At 66.6% G+C, this 14,811-nt stretch carries 20 protein-coding genes and 2 pseudogenes; 6 read left to right on the forward strand and 16 right to left on the reverse strand.

All coding sequences use genetic code 11. The features are described from left to right. Positions 1-174 precede the first annotated feature (174 nt). Positions 175-870, forward strand: coding sequence for a hypothetical protein (locus tag ASF23_RS18210; protein WP_146245334.1), 696 nt, complete (start codon positions 175-177; stop codon positions 868-870). Between the two features lie 108 nt (positions 871-978). Here ASF23_RS18210 and ASF23_RS05225 read toward each other — a convergent pair whose 3' ends face one another. The 13 genes from ASF23_RS05225 to ASF23_RS05285 all read right to left on the reverse strand — a co-directional run bounded on the left by ASF23_RS05225 (position 979) and on the right by ASF23_RS05285 (position 9,766). Beyond that, entirely contained in the window at positions 979-1,617 is a 639-nt protein-coding gene (locus ASF23_RS05225) for a TlpA family protein disulfide reductase (RefSeq protein WP_055950167.1), read from the reverse strand. Further along, positions 1,617-2,303, reverse strand: coding sequence for a DsbA family protein (locus ASF23_RS05230; RefSeq protein WP_055950170.1), 687 nt, complete (start codon positions 2,301-2,303; stop codon positions 1,617-1,619). Before ASF23_RS05230 ends, ASF23_RS05225 begins: the two co-directional genes overlap by 1 nt. Positions 2,304-2,319: 16 nt before the next feature. Continuing rightward, entirely contained in the window at positions 2,320-3,540 is a 1,221-nt protein-coding gene (locus ASF23_RS05235) for a M23 family metallopeptidase (RefSeq protein WP_055950173.1), read from the reverse strand. Beyond that, complete coding sequence (locus tag ASF23_RS05240; RefSeq protein WP_055950176.1) at positions 3,537-4,133, reverse strand: copper resistance CopC family protein; 597 nt, start codon at positions 4,131-4,133, stop codon at positions 3,537-3,539. Before ASF23_RS05240 ends, ASF23_RS05235 begins: the two co-directional genes overlap by 4 nt. Positions 4,134-4,147: 14 nt before the next feature. After that, complete coding sequence (locus ASF23_RS05245; protein ID WP_156364257.1) at positions 4,148-4,981, reverse strand: M23 family metallopeptidase; 834 nt, start codon at positions 4,979-4,981, stop codon at positions 4,148-4,150. Positions 4,982-5,063: 82 nt separating this feature from the next. Then, positions 5,064-5,477 carry a hypothetical protein gene (locus tag ASF23_RS05250; protein ID WP_055950183.1) on the reverse strand — a complete coding sequence of 138 codons (414 nt, stop codon included), beginning with the start codon at positions 5,475-5,477 and terminating at the stop codon, positions 5,064-5,066. Between the two features lie 62 nt (positions 5,478-5,539). Continuing rightward, on the reverse strand, positions 5,540-6,469 hold the full coding sequence (locus ASF23_RS05255) for a cation diffusion facilitator family transporter (RefSeq protein ID WP_055950186.1): 930 nt from the start codon (positions 6,467-6,469) through the stop codon (positions 5,540-5,542). A 25-nt stretch (positions 6,470-6,494) separates the two neighbouring features. Further along, complete coding sequence (locus ASF23_RS05260) at positions 6,495-7,181, reverse strand: cation diffusion facilitator family transporter (protein WP_055950189.1); 687 nt, start codon at positions 7,179-7,181, stop codon at positions 6,495-6,497. After that, positions 7,178-7,531, reverse strand: a complete 354-nt coding sequence (cmtR, locus tag ASF23_RS05265; RefSeq protein ID WP_055950191.1) for a Cd(II)/Pb(II)-sensing metalloregulatory transcriptional regulator CmtR — start codon at positions 7,529-7,531, stop codon at positions 7,178-7,180. The genes ASF23_RS05260 and cmtR overlap by 4 nt, the downstream gene beginning before the upstream one ends. A gap of 42 nt (positions 7,532-7,573) precedes the next feature. Next, complete coding sequence (locus tag ASF23_RS05270) at positions 7,574-8,311, reverse strand: cytochrome c biogenesis CcdA family protein (protein ID WP_055950195.1); 738 nt, start codon at positions 8,309-8,311, stop codon at positions 7,574-7,576. After that, complete coding sequence (locus ASF23_RS05275; protein ID WP_055950198.1) at positions 8,308-8,799, reverse strand: signal peptidase II; 492 nt, start codon at positions 8,797-8,799, stop codon at positions 8,308-8,310. Before ASF23_RS05275 ends, ASF23_RS05270 begins: the two co-directional genes overlap by 4 nt. A 20-nt stretch (positions 8,800-8,819) precedes the next feature. Further along, complete coding sequence (locus ASF23_RS05280; RefSeq protein ID WP_055950201.1) at positions 8,820-9,431, reverse strand: cadmium resistance transporter; 612 nt, start codon at positions 9,429-9,431, stop codon at positions 8,820-8,822. Continuing rightward, entirely contained in the window at positions 9,428-9,766 is a 339-nt protein-coding gene (locus ASF23_RS05285) for an ArsR/SmtB family transcription factor (protein WP_200919308.1), read from the reverse strand. The genes ASF23_RS05280 and ASF23_RS05285 overlap by 4 nt, the downstream gene beginning before the upstream one ends. Before the next feature lie 194 nt (positions 9,767-9,960). On the opposite strand from ASF23_RS05285, the gene ASF23_RS05290 reads away from it, so the two are divergent. The 3 genes and pseudogenes from ASF23_RS05290 to ASF23_RS18645 form a co-directional block, all read left to right on the forward strand. Then, positions 9,961-10,563: a recombinase family protein gene (locus ASF23_RS05290; protein ID WP_055950209.1), complete on the forward strand. Its 603-nt coding sequence runs from the start codon at positions 9,961-9,963 to the stop codon at positions 10,561-10,563. Positions 10,564-10,569: 6 nt separating this feature from the next. Then, positions 10,570-10,752 (forward strand): annotated as a pseudogene (locus ASF23_RS18785) (helix-turn-helix domain-containing protein); the annotation flags it as partial. Between the two features lie 249 nt (positions 10,753-11,001). Beyond that, positions 11,002-11,118, forward strand: a pseudogene (locus tag ASF23_RS18645) (AAA family ATPase); the annotation flags it as partial. Positions 11,119-11,163: 45 nt separating this feature from the next. Here ASF23_RS18645 and ASF23_RS19075 read toward each other — a convergent pair. The 3 genes from ASF23_RS19075 to ASF23_RS05305 all read right to left on the reverse strand — a co-directional run bounded on the left by ASF23_RS19075 (position 11,164) and on the right by ASF23_RS05305 (position 12,980). Next, positions 11,164-11,427 (reverse strand): DUF2510 domain-containing protein, encoded by a 264-nt coding sequence (locus ASF23_RS19075; RefSeq protein WP_082473855.1) that lies wholly within the window; start codon positions 11,425-11,427, stop codon positions 11,164-11,166. Positions 11,428-11,685: 258 nt separating this feature from the next. Then, entirely contained in the window at positions 11,686-12,108 is a 423-nt protein-coding gene (locus ASF23_RS17760; protein ID WP_082473856.1) for an NUDIX domain-containing protein, read from the reverse strand. A gap of 347 nt (positions 12,109-12,455) precedes the next feature. Then, positions 12,456-12,980: a hypothetical protein gene (locus tag ASF23_RS05305; protein WP_055950218.1), complete on the reverse strand. Its 525-nt coding sequence runs from the start codon at positions 12,978-12,980 to the stop codon at positions 12,456-12,458. A 177-nt stretch (positions 12,981-13,157) separates the two neighbouring features. Between ASF23_RS05305 and ASF23_RS05310 the strand changes: the two genes are divergently transcribed. Together ASF23_RS05310 and lepB are read left to right on the forward strand one after the other, a co-directional pair. Continuing rightward, entirely contained in the window at positions 13,158-13,829 is a 672-nt protein-coding gene (locus tag ASF23_RS05310) for a class I SAM-dependent methyltransferase (RefSeq protein ID WP_156364259.1), read from the forward strand. Between the two features lie 112 nt (positions 13,830-13,941). After that, complete coding sequence (lepB, locus tag ASF23_RS05315) at positions 13,942-14,673, forward strand: signal peptidase I (RefSeq protein ID WP_055950224.1); 732 nt, start codon at positions 13,942-13,944, stop codon at positions 14,671-14,673. Positions 14,674-14,811 lie beyond the last annotated feature (138 nt).

The raw sequence follows: 14,811 nt of genomic DNA on the forward strand, positions 1-14,811 counted from the left end.
CCGGCGGCAGCAACCCCGTCGATCCATCAGACGCCGGGTTTCCCCCTGACCGCCTGTCAGTCCTTGAGCCACGCGGCGACTACGAAAACAGAGCAAATCACCAATGAGAATGGAATCGAACGTGACCGACTCAATGACACGCCGCCCCGAGGCTGACGAGCGGACGGCCAGCTGATGGCATCCAAGAGCGAGCGCCGCGAGAGCGCGCGGCAGAAGGCAGCGGATCGCGCCGCAAACCAGCGAAGCGATCAGCGCCGTCGGCGGGTGCTGCTCGGCGCGGCCATCACTGTGACGCTTGCCGTCGGCGCAACGATCGGCGGGTTCGCCATCGCCGGGCAGAATCACGCTGATGCGTCGCGCGCAAACCAGGTGACAGGGAAGGAGGTCACGACCGCACCACCGTGGGCTGCGCCAACAGATCCGTCTGCTCGAGCACGTGCCGCCGGGTTGGAGGTGGCCGGCATGGAAGGCACAGCACTCCACACGCACCAGCATCTTTCCATCACCATCGACGGTGTGCCCGTGACCGTGCCAGCAAACATCGGCGTTGACACGCAAAGCGGAGGGATGTCTGCGCTCCACACGCATGACACTGCGGGCATCATCCACGTGGAATCAGCAAAGGCTGAGTCCTTCGTCCTCGGGCAGCTCTTCACCGAATGGGGCGTTGCGCTCGAGGACCGTCAGGTGGGTGGCTACGTCAACGGACGGGACGGCACCGTGGTTAGAGTGTTCGTGAATAATGAGCAGACGTCGACCCCGCTTCCGAAGCTCCGACTCGAGGACCGGGACGACATTGCGATCGTCATAACCACTGACGGAGCGACTCCAACTGCGCCGGCCCCCTTCGACTGGGCTGCTGCAGAGTAAGGCCCCTCTCGTCTTGGTAGGCGGTCGGCTACCAAGACGGGAGAACTTCGCCGCAAACGTCCGTCAGTGTGAGCGCAGTTGTTCGGCTCCTTGCCGTCGAAGCGGAGGTCAGTCACGAAGTTCGTCGCGGACGAGCGCAGAGAGCGTTCCAACACCGTCGATGGCTCCGAGTATTCGGGCGGCGACGCGGCCCTTCGTGTCGAGGACGATGGTGGTGGGAACGGCGTTGGGTGCCACCTGCCCGGAGAGCGCGAGCTGCATCCGGCCCTCGTTCGCATCAATGATGGACGGATAGCTGACCTTGAAGCGCCGTTCGAAAGCTTCCGCGGTGGAGCGCTGGTCGCGGACGTTGACGCCAATGAACTGCACGTCTTGGTTTTGGAAACGTTCGTTGACGGCGTTGAGGTGCTTCGCTTCGGCGCGGCATGGTGGGCAGCTGGCGTACCAGAAGTTGATGACGACGACGGTGCCGGCAAGAGCGTCGGAGTTGAAGCGGGTGCCGTCGCTGGCGGTCGCATCGAAGCTGATGGGGTCGGTCCGGCCGGCGGGCGGTACCTGGGTGACAGCGCCGTCGCCGGAGACGTAGTTCTGGGTTGTGCCGGACTTGTACTGTCCAGAAAGGCCGTCGTTGCTGCTGTCCGAACAGCCCGTGACGGCCAGCGCGACCAGGAGAGCGGCTGCGCTGGCCAGCGTGCCCCGGTAGCGGTTCGAGCGGGGACGGTGCGCCTGTCCGATGCGATTCGCCATCAGCCATCCTGCCGCTCGAGCGCAGTGGTGAGGGCTTGTTCGAGGTCGTCGTAGGTGCTGAGTTGCACGAGCTCGCCGTCAACAAAGAACGAAGGGGTGCTCTGCAGCCCGCGGGCGGCACCGTCAGTGACATCTCGTTGAATGCGGTCGCGGACGCTCTTGCTGGCGACGTCGCGGTCGTACTGGTCCAGGTCGAGGCGGAGGTCTTCGGCGTACCCGCGGAACCGGTCGGCTTGGGAGTCGGTTCCACGTTCACCCCACTCGGCTTGTGTGGTGAACATGCGCTGATACATGGGTTCGAGCCGGTCTTGCCGGGCAGCGGCTTCGACCGCGTTGGCGGCGTTGCGGGCGTTGCCATGGCCCGGGAGAGGGAAGTAGCGGAACGCGAAGGTCACTTCGCCGGCGTAGTCCTTCCGGAGCTGTTCGACGTAGGGGTAGAACGCGCCGCACGCTTCGCATTCGAAGTCCAGGAACTCGACGACGGTGACGCCGCTGGTGCCGGGCGTTCCGAGGATGTGAGTGTCGTCACGGACGAGCGGCGCGGCAGGCGCCGTGGTCGTGTCCCCGGCGGTCGGGGTGGCGGCGTTGGGTGTGCTGACGCGGATGATGACGGCGATCACGACGATGAGGACGACGAGGCCGGCGATGATGCCGGAGGTGATACCGATACGGGCACTACGTGTCATGGCGGGCTCCTAGGGTTTAGACGCCGCGGGCGTTGAGGAACGGTGTGGGCGAGATGGCGGCACCGTTTTGGCGGATCTCGAAGTGGAGGTGGCAGCCGGTGGAGAGGCCGGCGTTGCCGACGGCGGCGATGTTCTGCCCGGCGCTGATGCGTTGGCCGGCGCGGACGAGGATCCCTCCGGCGAACATGTGGGCGTAGTTGCTGGTGACGCCGTTGCCGTGGTCGATGGTGATGAGGTTCCCGTATCCGCCGTAGGGGCCGGCGTAGGTGACGGTGCCGGCGGATGCGGCGTAGAGGCCGGTGCCACACGGGGCGCCGAAGTCGTCGCCGGCGTGCATGCGGTAGTAGCCGAGCACGGGGTGCAGGCGGTTCCCGTACGACTGGTACGACCCGTATGAGGTGATCGGCATCGTCCACCCGGACGTCGACACTGCCCCCGGATTCGCGGCCGGCTGCGGGCGTGCTTGCGCGGCACGGGCGGCGGTGGCCGCTGCCGCGGCACGGGCCGCCGCAGCGCGTCGACGTTCCGCTTCCGTGTACGCCGCCTCGGTGCTGAGGGTCCGGTTACGGAGGACAGCGAGCTGATCGGTGAGTTCACGCTTCCGGGTGCGCTGCGTCGCTTCCGCGGCCGCCGCCTGGTCCGCAGCGGTGGTCGCCGTTTGGAAGGTCGCTGCAGCGTCGTCGCGGAGCCGGTCGCGGGTCATTCGTGCGGCGGCGGCTTGCCGTCCGAGCGCGGTCGCAGTGCCGGCACGGGTGGCAGCGTCCTCGAGGGCGGCGTTCATCGTGTCGGTGACTTTCGCTGCGGTGCCGAGCCGTTCGAGGAGGTTTCCGGTGTCGGTCCCGACACTGACGGACAGGTCACGTCCGGCGGAACGGGATAGGTAGCCCGACCAGGACGCGATCTGCTCTTCTGCGCCGGCGGCGTCTTCGCGGGCGCGGGCGGCCTGCTCGGTGAGCTTGTCGTAGCGGCCGGCAGCCTCATCGGCAGCGTCTTGGGCTTCCTGCAGCTCCTTGCCGCGCGCTTTGGCCGCTGCAGCCGCGGTAGCGGTCTCATCCTCGAGCGTGGCGATGAGTGCGGTCAGTTCGGCAGCTTTAGCCGTCGCGGCTGCTTCGTCGCCGCGGGCTGCGAGCACGTCGGCCCAGGTCGGTGCCGGTGCTGCGGCGGCAGTGGGTGCGGGAAGAACAGCGCCCACGATGGCGGCGGCGGTCACCGCGGCAATGATGCTGCGGCGGATCATTCGGTGCTCTTCGGTCGGCGTCGGGTGATGAGCAGCACGGCGATGATCGCGAGGATCAGCACCGCGGTCAGGCCTGCGAGTACCCACACCGCGGGCCCGGTGTCGCGCGCACTGTCTGCAGCGGCCGCAGGCGTGGCGGACGGTTCCGTGGCGGATGACGGCTCCGGGGCAGCTGATGCCGTCGGCGTGCTGGTGGGGGTGCTGGTTGGAACGGTGGATGTTCCGATGGAAGTGAACTGGTAGGTGCCGGAAATGGGGTGACCGTCGACGGAGACGCTGCGCCAGCCGAGGTTGTACGTGCCGGGCTTGGTGAGGTCGACGGGTTTCGTCAGGGTGCTGCCATCCACACGGACCGTGCCGGTGGAGGTTTCAGCACCATCGGGCCCGGTGACTTGAATGATCAGGCCCGATTCCAGACCGGCGAGTGGGGCTTCGGAGAACGTCAGGGTGACCTGGTCGAGATCGCCGGAAACGGTGCCGTTCACGGCCGGTGTCGCCGAGGCGAGCGCGTCGTGCGCAGCAGCCGGGGCGGCAGGTACGAGCAGCGCCGTGGCAAGAGCGATCGGGAGGAGGGTGAGGGCGCGCAGACGCACGGGAAAGCCTTTCGTCATGACATCGCGGCGGCGTTGGCGCGCAGCCAGGCAGCGGGGTCGATTGGGGTGGTGCCGTTGGCGTGGACCTCGAAGTGCAGATGGGCGCCCGTGCTGCGGCCGGAGGAACCGACCAGGCCCACCAGATCCCCGGCGGTGACTGGCTGACCGGCGGACAGCGGTGAGGAACCGATGACCATGTGTGCGTACAGGGTCGAGACCAGTCGGCCGTTGACGCGGTGGTCGATGACGGCGTACTGGCCGAACTCCGAGTGCCGGCCGGCGATCCGGACGACGCCATCGGCGACGACCTGGATCGGAGTGCCGGCGCCGGGCACGAGGTCGAGCCCCTGGTGGTTCGTTGAGCAGGTGGCGCACGGCGCCAGCCGGTAGCCGAAGCCCGAGCTCAACGGCGCGCCACCGGGGAACGGCCACTGCACCGCCCCTGGCTTCGACGCCCCCGGAGCCGGCGCCGAGCCTTGCTGCGCCACCGCCGCCGCGGCGCGGGTGGTGACCGTGAAGCCGTCTCGCTGCAGGGTCGGGTCGAGCGCCGATGCTGCGACGGTGAGGCTCTGGCCGTTCAGGGCCGGTGCGACCACAGCCTCCGGCGTAGCTGCTGCAGCGGTGTGCGCCGGGAGCGCCGCGGATGCGAAGAGCACCATCACAGCGGCAGCGCCGGTCGATGCCACCACGGAAGGCGCCGCCCGTCGGCGACGGATTCGGTCTGCGCGGTTCGGTGAGGTGCTGCGCGCGGGTCGACGTAGGCCGCGGGCTGCGGCGCGTTCGGCGTCGAGGGCGGCGCGGCGAGTGAGGTGAGTGGGCAGGAAAGGGGTGCGGATGGTGGTGGTCACGGTTCCGATCAAGCGATTCCGGGGCGAGTGCGGGCAGGGCACGGCTGACGACCCCGATGATCGGGGTCGCCCGGAAGACTGATCAGATGCGGGCGATGGCGAGCCCGGTCAGCGATACCGCAGACCACCGCTCAAACGTCCGCGGCGGTCGCACACGGGCGAGGACCCGGGACAGGGCGAACAACGGCCTCTGGCGCTGCCCGATGCGGCTTGCGAGGGCGAGGGTGATCGCCGTCGTGATGACGAGAGCGACGAGCCCAAGTAGGGCGCAGAAGATGCCGCCGACACCGTCGTGGGCATCGATGTGCACCGTCGGCGGTTCCACGTGCCCGACGTTCGCGGTGCTGGCCGTTGCTGCGGTGAGGGTCGTGACGGCGGTGTCAGTGTGAGCTGCGTTGTTCTGCAGGGTGACGGCGCCGAGTAGCAGCAGGACGGCAGCGACGACCGCGGTGACTGCGCGCAGCAGCCGGAGCGAGAGGTCACGAAGTGTCGTCATGGGAGTGGTGGCCATACCAATAGGCCGCATCCATTGTCACTAATGCTGTCAAGCTGCACAGTTCAGGTGTGCGGGGTGTGTTCGTGGTCCCGGTGGGTGGCGGGTTCGAGTTGGAAGGTGGAGTGCTCGACGCTGACGTCGAAGTGCTCCGCGACACACGCCTGCAGCTGGTCGAGGATCTCCGGGGCGTGGCCGTCGCGGAAGCAGTCACGGGTGATGGTGACGTGGGCGGTGAGGATGGGCAGCCCAGATGCGATCTGGGAAGCGTGCAGATCGTGTACCGCTTCGACGTGTTCGAGCGCCTCGAGGTGGGCGCGGACGTCGTCGAGGTCAAGACCGGCAGGGGTGGTTTCCAGCAGCACGTTGACTGCGTCCCGCAGCAGCACGAACGCGCGCGGCAGGATTAGCACGCCGATGAGGATCGCGGCGATCGCGTCGGCGCCGCCCCAGCCGGTGATGGCGATGACGATCGCGGCGATGATGACCCCGACCGAGCCGAGAGCGTCGTTGACGACCTCGAGGAACGCGGCCCGCAGGTTCAGGTTCGCTCCGCGCCCGGAGGCGAGGACGAGGATCGACACGAGGTTCCCGGCGAGGCCGATCACGCCGAAGATCAGCAGTCCCGCGGACGGGATCTCCGGCGGTGTGACCAGACGCTGGATGCCCTCGACGAGGACGAATAGGCCCACCGCGAGCAGGACCGCGGCCTGCGCGGTCGCGGCGAGGACTTCCGCTCGCGCGTATCCCCAGGTGCGGCGTGAGGTGGCGGGCCGCATCGCGAGGGTCGTGGCGAGGAGCGCGACACCGAGCCCGCCGGCGTCGGTGAGCATGTGGCCGGCGTCGACCAGCAGTGCCAGGGACCCCGTCCAGATCGCTCCGATCACTTCGGCGACGAGGACGGTGCTGGTGATTGCGAACGCGATCGCAAGCCGTTTCCGGTTGATGGTGCTGCCGTGAGCGTGAGCGTGAGCGTGAGCGTGGTCGTGTGTCATCCGATTCTCCGTCGGTTAGGCGGTGTCAGCAGCAGTGGTCGTGGTCGTCGTGGTTTTCGCGTTCCCCGGTGAGCACTGAGGCAGGAACGGCGCAGGCTTCACCGCGCCACGCTTCGAGGCCCTCGCGGACCGCGAAGACGACGATCACAAGTCCGGCGACTGCGTCTGCCCACGCCCACCCGAAGAGGGTGTTGAGCAGCAGTCCGATCAGGACTGCGGCGGAGAGGTAGGAGCAGATCAGCGTCTGCTTCGAGTCCGCGACGGCGGACGCGGACCCGATCTCCTTGCCGGTGCGGCGCTCGAACAGGCTCAGCCCGGGCATCACCGGTAGCGAGACTGCGGTCAGGATGATGCCGACGGTGGAGTGCTCTGGGGAGCGGACACCGGTCAAACTCAGGATCGCGTCGATGCTGACGTAGAGCGCGAGTCCGAAGAAGGACACCGCGATCACCTTCAGTGCGACCCGTTCTCGTGCCTCCGGATCTGGGCCGGCGAACTGCCACGCGACGGCTGCGGCGGAGAGCACCTCGACGATCGAATCGAGACCGAAGCCGATCAGCGCGGTCGACGAGGAAACTGTGCCGGCGGCGATCGCGATGATCGCTTCGATGACGTTGTAGGTGATCGTCGCAGCGACGATCCACCGGATGCGCCGCTGCAGGATCCGCTTCCGGTCCGGCTGCAGCGTCCCGACGGCGTTCGTGGCGGTCATGCGGAGACCTCGCAGCTCATCTCGACTTCGCAGTCGTCTTCAACACAGTCGGCACCGTCATCGACGGCGAGGACGACGTCGAGCAGGGCGTGCAAGGCTGCCCCGATGTTCGGGTCAGCGATCTCGTAGCGGGTCGAGCGCCCCTCCGGGACCGCGACGACGATTCCGCACCCACGCAGACACGTCAGATGATTCGACACGTTCGACCGCGTCAGGCCGAGCGTTTCTGCGAGGCGTCCCGGGTATCCGGGGCCACTGAGGAGTTCGAGCAGGATGCGGGATCGAGTTCGATCGGTCATCGCCCGGCCGAGGCGGTTCATGACGTCGACGCGCGAAGCACTGGTCAGCATGCAATGACAATACAGCAGGCACTGACCTGTTGAGGGGGTTGTTTAGAGGAGGGTGACGTACTGCCCGATCTGCGCTCCGATGGTGTACATCAGCGAGGACCAGAGGCCCGTGACCATGAGGACGCCGATCAGGATCAGTACCCCGCCACCGATCAGGTTCACCGTGCGCATGTGTCGCTTGATCCGGGTGACTGCGGTTGTGGCCCAGCTTGCGCCGAGGGCGAGGAACAGGAACGGGATCCCGAGTCCGAGGCAGTAGGCGATGCCGAGGAGGACGCCGTTCCACGTGCTCGCCGCCTGCAGGCTCAGCAGATTGATTGCGGTGAGTGTGGGGCCAAGGCATGGAGTCCACCCGAGCCCGAACACGATGCCGAGAAGGGGTGCGCCGGCGATGCCGGTGGCGGGTTTCCAGCGTGGTTTCAGGGTGCGCTGCAGGACGCCGAAACGGCCGATGAATACGAGCCCCATGATGATCACGAAGCCGCCGAGAATCTGGGTTAGGAGGTCGCGCCAGCGGATCAGCCAGAAGCCGAGCGCGCCGAACGCTGCGGCATAGGCGACGAAGATGACGGTGAAGCCAAGGATGAACAGGAGCACCCCGAGGATGAGTGTGCTGCGGCGGCGTTGCTCGGCGACACCGCCGATGAAGCCGAGGTATCCAGGGACGAGTGGGAGTACGCACGGCGACAGGAAGGACGCCAGGCCGGCGAGGAGCGCCACCGGGACGGCGACGAGCAGCTGCCCGCTGAGGATCGCTTCCGCGAAAGGGTTCCCGCTCACGCCGCCCCGTCCCTAGATGTGGGCTCATCGAAGTGTGGGTTCGGCAGGAGGAACCGAAGGGCGAATCCGGCGATGCCGAGGGTGGCGAAGATGTCGGCGACGTTGAAGATCGCGAACCAGTCGACATTGATGAAGTCGACGACTTCACCGGTGAGCGGACCGTTCTCGGCGCGGGTGACTCGGTCCCAGAGGTTGCCAGCTGCCCCGCCGACGGCGACGCTCATCAGCCCTGTTGCGATCATGTCGGCTCCGCGAACCGCGCGGACGACTGCCCATGTCGTCAGGCACAGCGTAAGCACGATGATGCCGACCGCGAGCGGCGGACCCATGTTCCGTCCGAGGCTGAAAGCGACGCCCGGGTTGAAGACGAGCTGGAAGGTCATACCCGGCGCCAGCTCGATCACTCGCGACGGACCGAGCCCAGTGAGCGCCCACGCCTTCGAGAGCTGGTCGATGGTGAGCGCGGCGGCGGCGATCAGCAGCACCACAGCGACACGGCTGGTCGCTCTCATGACAGGACGTCGATGAGGCGCGCGATCACGCCGGATTCGATGAGGATGTAGAGGCCCAGGCCGATGAAGACGGCCGGCACGAGCCAGTGCTCGATCTTCTCGAGGGCTTCCGTGACGGTCTTGTTCGTGCCAACGAAGCGAGCGACGAGACACCACACCGCAACGAGGACGAGGAACACCGCGATCGTGACCACCGTGTCGGGGATCGGTGCTGTGCGGAATACGGGCGTGTACAGGGAGATGTTGTCGGCGCCGTTGGCGATGGTGATGCCGGCGACCCCGAGAAGCCCGCCCGCGCGCACCGCCGCGTCATCGTCGTCGTCATCTTCGCCACGTCGGCGCAGTGCACGGATCAACCCGACCAGGCCGATCCCGAGGGGAATGAGTCCGAGGAAGCCGACCCACTGATCGGGAACGATGGTGAGTCCAGCGGCAGCGAGGACGCTGATCGCGACGAGCGCAATGAAGCCGGCGTACTGGCCAATGACAACTTTCCACCCCGGCAGCGTGCCGCGCGTTGACGCGAGGAACAGCACCGTCAGGACCACGATGTCATCGATGTTGGTGGCAGCAAAGAGGCCTACCGCTCCTGCGATGGTGCCGATCATCGGGCATCGCGCCCGTAGGTCGAGCACAGGTCAACCTTGTGTCCGGTCGCTTCGAGCAGCAGCTCGGCAGTTTCGAGAACGTCGATGACCTCGGGGGTGCTCACCGAGTAGAAGTTCTGCCGTCCGTCTGCACGGGCAACAATGAGCCCGCAGTCCCGAAGGCACGCAACGTGCTCTGAAACTGTCGACTGGGCCAGGCCTAGCTCGTCCGTGAGATCCCGCACGCGCGCCTCGCTTCGGCTGAGTCGGCGCAGGATGATCAAGCGGTTCGGCTCAGCGAGCGAGTGGAATAGGGAGACGGCGGCGGTCATGTCTGCGGTCATCGGCATCGGCATCGGCCGATCATATCGGAAACCACCGATCATGGAGACCCGTTCTCGATCTCGTGCCAGAAACCTCCGATTCCGCTACAACGAGCCAGGCCCGAAGGGAAGTGATGCCCGGAACGGCGTGTCTTGTAGCGAAACTCAGTCCCGGAATCTACGTCCCGCTACTACCCTCGCCAGTCGAGTTTCGCTACGTTCTTCCCATGGGTCACCTCCTCGGGTACGCGCGCGTGTCCACCACCGACCAGGACGCGTCACTGCAGATCGACGCGCTCAACGCCGCCGGCTGCTACCGCGTGTTCGTCGACACCATGTCCGGCTCGCTCCAACACCGGCCCGAGCTCGACAAGCTCCTCGACCAGCTCCGCCCCGGCGACACGCTCGTCGTCTGGCGACTCGACCGGCTCGGTCGATCCATCCGGCACCTCATCGACCAGCTGCAGGGCCTCGCCGAGCGCGGGATCGGATTTCGGTCTTTGCAGGAGACCATCGACACCACCTCACCCGGTGGCCGCCTCGTGTTTCACGTCTTCGCCGCGCTGGCGGAGTTCGAACGGGACCTCATCAAGGAACGCACCAACGCCGGCCTCGCCGCCGCCCGCGCCCGTGGCCGGACCGGTGGCCGGCCGCCCCGCCTCTCGGCGGACCAGGTGCGCACCGCGCGCCGGCTGTACGAGCAGCAGGACATGACGGTCGCGCAGATCGGTGACGTCCTCGGCGTCAGCCGCACCACCATCTACCGGGCCATCGCCCGCCACACTGAACCGGTCGCAGCGCGTCGGCCGAAGCCCTCACCGACGATGTAGCCAGTCATGGACGCGAGCGAGCGGTGGCGGATCCTTCGACTGCACGTCGACGACGCCATCCCGCTCGCCGCCCTCGCCCGCAGCACGGGCATCACCGAGCGCACCCTGCAACGCTGGCTCGCCCGCTACCGAACCGGCGGGTACGTAGCCCTGGCCGACGGCACCCGGACCGATCATGGCGTCCGACGGACGGCACCGGAAGTCGTCCGCCTGGTCGAAGGGCTTGCGCTCACCAGGCCGAGACCGTCGATCGCCACTATTCACCGTCAGCTCGGCGTCCACTGCGCTGAACGGGGACTGCCGGCGCCGTCGTACTCCGTCGTGCGGTCGATCGTGAGCGCGCTCGACCCCGGGATGGTGACGCTCGCGCTCGAGGGGCCGACCTCGTACCGAGACAAGCACGAGCTGCTGCTCCGGCGTCGCGCTGACCGTCCGAACGCGATCGAGCGCCTGCTCCCACAGATCCAACGCGTCCTGAGGATCAACGAGCTCGACGTCATCACCAACGACGTCGTGGAAGCCGCCCGCAGCACCCTCGTCATCGGCACCACTTGACCCGACACCGATCGCAGCGAAAACGACGACACCGAGCGAGGCTGCTCACAGCAACGCCACCGCTGAATTACGCAGAGGGCTCAATGTGAGCGGGAGCGCAATAATGTCATTCAGCGTCAGCAGCACAGCCGCCGACAACAGAAAGATAGCTCCCGTCGAGACGGGGCGGGGTGACGCCCGTTCACCTCGGTCCGGACCAGCCGAGATCTGCGGGTATCGCGGCCGAAACTGGTCGGTCCAACCTGTGCCGTCCCAGTATCGAAGCGAATGAGAGCTTTCGCCTTCGTACCAACCCGGAGGATGCATCATCGCTCCAGCGTAGTCAGCCGCTAGCTGTTGTGGGTCATGACGTTGTTGACGCCGTTGTGGGAGCGAGGAAGCGGCCCCGTTGCTGGAATATGGGAGTTTCAACCGCGCTGCCGAAGGCTTCACGGCAAAAGAACAGCGCCAGCTTGCCGGCTCCCGGGCGGCTCCCGGCCCCCGGCCGGAAGCTCCTGACCCCTCAGCGTGAGCAGCCACACATGCGACGAATCAATTAGGACGAGGGCCGTCCCGATAGCCAATCGGCTACTGAGACGGCTTCGATGGTGGCTGTGCCGTGCTCAGGACGAGGTGTACCGCCTGTCTTGCTTCGTCAGGAACGAGACGTTCCTCGTCGAGTGATGTTGCCGCGACCCAGTTTGGGTCGTACCTGTTGCTTTCTGACGCACGCTGCAGCTCGGGCCCGCCGAGCGACACCTCAGCAGAGGTCACTTGCACCGCGAAGTACGCGACCGGCACGTCGCGGTCCACAGCGACGTCGACCAGATCGCCCACCTCGCCATCGAGCCCGGTCTCTTCGAGAAGTTCACGGCGGCAGGCCTCGCGCAAGTTCTCGCCCTCTTCGACGCCGCCTCCGGGGAGCACGCAATAGCTCCGACCGTCCTTGAATCTCTTGATCACGAGCACCTGCTCGTCGAGCACGACGACTGCCGCTGATCGGATACGCACAGTCTCAGTTCACCATGCGCGGCCTCAGTCCGTGAGGCGTCCCGATAGCCGATCGGCTACCGGGAAGGCCAAGCGTGGCGAATCTGAGCTACCGTACGGCTCATGTCGAACCGAGCTCCTAGGCGATCTGGGCGTCTGAACACAGCGGTCGGCGGCACGCTTCTCCTCATCTCCGGAGTCGGCCTCGCGGTCGTCGGCTTTTCTGATTCGGTGGTGTGGATTGGAGTGAGCGGATGCATCGAAGCTGTGGTGGGGTTGATAGCGGTCCTCGCTGGCATAAGAAACCGGTCCGTCCGGTAGCGGATCGGCTGTCGGTCGCATGCACGGGACTCGCGGAGGCCGCACCTTCAAGCCCAACGATCAGTGTCCGATTGCTCAACGGCCGAGCGGGACCACGCCGCAACCGCTCTGGCGGTCTCGCGTGCGTCGTGGCGAGCGGTGTCGTACGTCGCGAACTCGTGCGGCGGAGCGACCATGACGGTTTGCAGATCACGGTTGACAGCCACATGCCTCTCGGGGTGCCGCCAAGCCTCACCGTAGCCGCGCTCGACGACCCGTCGGCGGACGAACTCGGGTGGACAGACCAGCGCAAGCATGTTCACACGGAACCCGGCGGACTCCGCTGCCGGCAGGACCTGTGAGGGCAGACCAATGCCGCAGATCACCGGGACGAGGCCATTGCGCAGCACATCTCCGCACACGCGCATCGTGAACTCCCAGTACTCGTCGTAGTCCCAGGGTCGACGAGCCGATGCGAGCGTGTCGCCGTCGATGAAGCACGTCCCCGGCACCGTTCCGGCAACCGCGAGGAACGCAGTGGACTTCCCCGCACCTGCGGCCCCGGTCAAGACGAGGACCTCCGCCGAACTCACCCGCCTATCGAAGCACAGAGGGCTCCCATCGTGAATTCGCACTCCTGGAGTGAGCTTCACCGGGCGGCATCGAGCTCGATCGGTGCGTCGCAGACGCGATCAGCCATTGGACTGCTCGGAGCGCTGGACCAAGGGGTACCCGTTCAGTTGCTGCGGGTGGTCCGTACACTGCCGAGCATGAGCAGGAGGGGGATGCAGGTGCTGGCGGCGCTGGGGAGGTTCAGCGACGAGCACCCGTGGTCACACAATGACGTGTACGCGCCGTTCGTGCTCTGGCATGCTCGGAGAGCCGGCAGAGGGGCCGCGGTCCTGGACGTGGGATGCGGGACCGGCACGTTGCTGCGGCGACTTGCACGGATCGGAAGTGCCGTCGTCGGCCTCGAGCCAGATGCCCGAACGGCGGCCCTCGCGCGTGCGAACGTGACGGGCGTCCGGAACGTCGCGGTACGAGAGGAGCCCTTCGACCTCGCCGTGCGCGGTGAGCCGTGCTATGACGTGGTGACCTTTGTGGCCTCTCTTCATCACCTGCCGCTTGCGCAGGCGCTTGAAGCGGCCAGGTCGTTGCTGCGGCCTAGCGGGCGGCTCGTCATCGTCGGTATCGCCCGAGAGGAGCCGAGGGATCTCGCTTGGTCAATCGCGTCGGTCATCTTGAACGCCGGCATCGGGGTCGTCCGTCACCCTCGTCGCGCCGTAGCGCCGCCCCAGAGCATGACCGCGCCGACGGCTACGCCTCTGCTCACATTCTCAGAGGTCCACGGCGTCGCGAGGCGAGCCCTTCCGGGGATCAAGATGCAACGCTCACTCTTCTGGAGATACGTCGCAGTGTGGGTAGCCCCGCCTGCCCAGTAGCCGATCCTCTACCGGCCGCCGTCATGCCCATGTATCTCTGCCCGTTGGGGATGCATACCACTCAGCGAAGTTTGGTTCACTCCTGACATATAGTTCAGCCCGGGGGGCAACGGTGACTCAGACGATCTCGACGACCGGGCGGCAGCGACGAGCGAAGGGCACGGTGCGGTTTCTCCGCGACCTGCTCGTCATCGTGTTGGTGGCCCTGCTGGTGTCGTTTCTGGTGAAGGCGTACGTCATCCGGTCGTTCTGGATCCCATCGGGATCGATGATGAACACGCTCCAGGTTCAGGACCACGTGATCGTCGACGAGCTTGTCCCCACCATGATCAAGCCGCGTCACGGTGATGTCGTTGTCTTCAAGGATCCGGGCGGCTGGCTCCGACCGGTCGGGTCGCCAGCACCGAGCGGCACCGGACGTACCACGGTGGGCACGGTGATCGGGGCGGCCCTCGGCAGCAGCGACAAGGACGACCACCTCGTGAAACGGGTGATCGGGCTCCCCGGAGACCACGTGGCGTGCTGCAACGACTTCGGGCAGATGACCATCAACGGAATCCCCGTCAAGGAGCCCTACCTCGACCTCCCGCCCGGCGAATCCGCCGCCTCGAAGGTCCCGTTCTCCGTGACGGTGCCAGCACACAGTCTCTGGGTGATGGGAGACAACCGCGACAACTCCGAAGACTCCCGTTTTCACCAGAACCTCCCCAGCCACGGCTTCGTGCCGTACGCGGACGTCACCGGCAGAGCCGTGGTCATCTCCTGGCCCCTTGGACGATGGCAATGGCTCGACGACTACCAGCAGGTTTTCGCCGACGTCGAACAGCGCCAGCACGACGCCTGACGGACCCGTGAGGGTCCGAACAACAAGCGCCCGGTAGCGGATCCTTGGGTTCAGCTGGTCGTTGCAACACCACCGTGATTTGGAGTGTTGCAGATGGGATCGAGGCTGGAGCAGCGTGCCCGGGAGGCGCGATTCTGG

Source organism: Curtobacterium sp. Leaf261 (assembly GCF_001422205.1).
Lineage (GTDB): Bacteria > Actinomycetota > Actinomycetes > Actinomycetales > Microbacteriaceae > Curtobacterium.

Bases quoted from the DNA above. Each gene is read 5' to 3' on its own strand.
- ASF23_RS18210 (WP_146245334.1), top strand. From the start codon at position 175: ATGGCATCCAAGAGCGAGCGCCGCGAGAGCGCGCGGCAGAAGGCAGCG.
- ASF23_RS05225 (WP_055950167.1), bottom strand. From the start codon at position 1,617: ATGGCGAATCGCATCGGACAGGCGCACCGTCCCCGCTCGAACCGCTAC.
- ASF23_RS05230 (WP_055950170.1), bottom strand. From the start codon at position 2,303: ATGACACGTAGTGCCCGTATCGGTATCACCTCCGGCATCATCGCCGGC.
- ASF23_RS05235 (WP_055950173.1), bottom strand. From the start codon at position 3,540: ATGATCCGCCGCAGCATCATTGCCGCGGTGACCGCCGCCGCCATCGTG.
- ASF23_RS05250 (WP_055950183.1), bottom strand. From the start codon at position 5,477: ATGACGACACTTCGTGACCTCTCGCTCCGGCTGCTGCGCGCAGTCACC.
- ASF23_RS05255 (WP_055950186.1), bottom strand. From the start codon at position 6,469: ATGACACACGACCACGCTCACGCTCACGCTCACGCTCACGGCAGCACC.
- ASF23_RS05260 (WP_055950189.1), bottom strand. From the start codon at position 7,181: ATGACCGCCACGAACGCCGTCGGGACGCTGCAGCCGGACCGGAAGCGG.
- cmtR (WP_055950191.1), bottom strand. From the start codon at position 7,531: ATGCTGACCAGTGCTTCGCGCGTCGACGTCATGAACCGCCTCGGCCGG.
- ASF23_RS05280 (WP_055950201.1), bottom strand. From the start codon at position 9,431: ATGATCGGCACCATCGCAGGAGCGGTAGGCCTCTTTGCTGCCACCAAC.
- ASF23_RS05285 (WP_200919308.1), bottom strand. From the start codon at position 9,766: ATGCCGATGCCGATGACCGCAGACATGACCGCCGCCGTCTCCCTATTC.
- ASF23_RS05290 (WP_055950209.1), top strand. From the start codon at position 9,961: ATGGGTCACCTCCTCGGGTACGCGCGCGTGTCCACCACCGACCAGGAC.
- ASF23_RS19075 (WP_082473855.1), bottom strand. From the start codon at position 11,427: ATGATGCATCCTCCGGGTTGGTACGAAGGCGAAAGCTCTCATTCGCTT.
- ASF23_RS05310 (WP_156364259.1), top strand. From the start codon at position 13,158: ATGAGCAGGAGGGGGATGCAGGTGCTGGCGGCGCTGGGGAGGTTCAGC.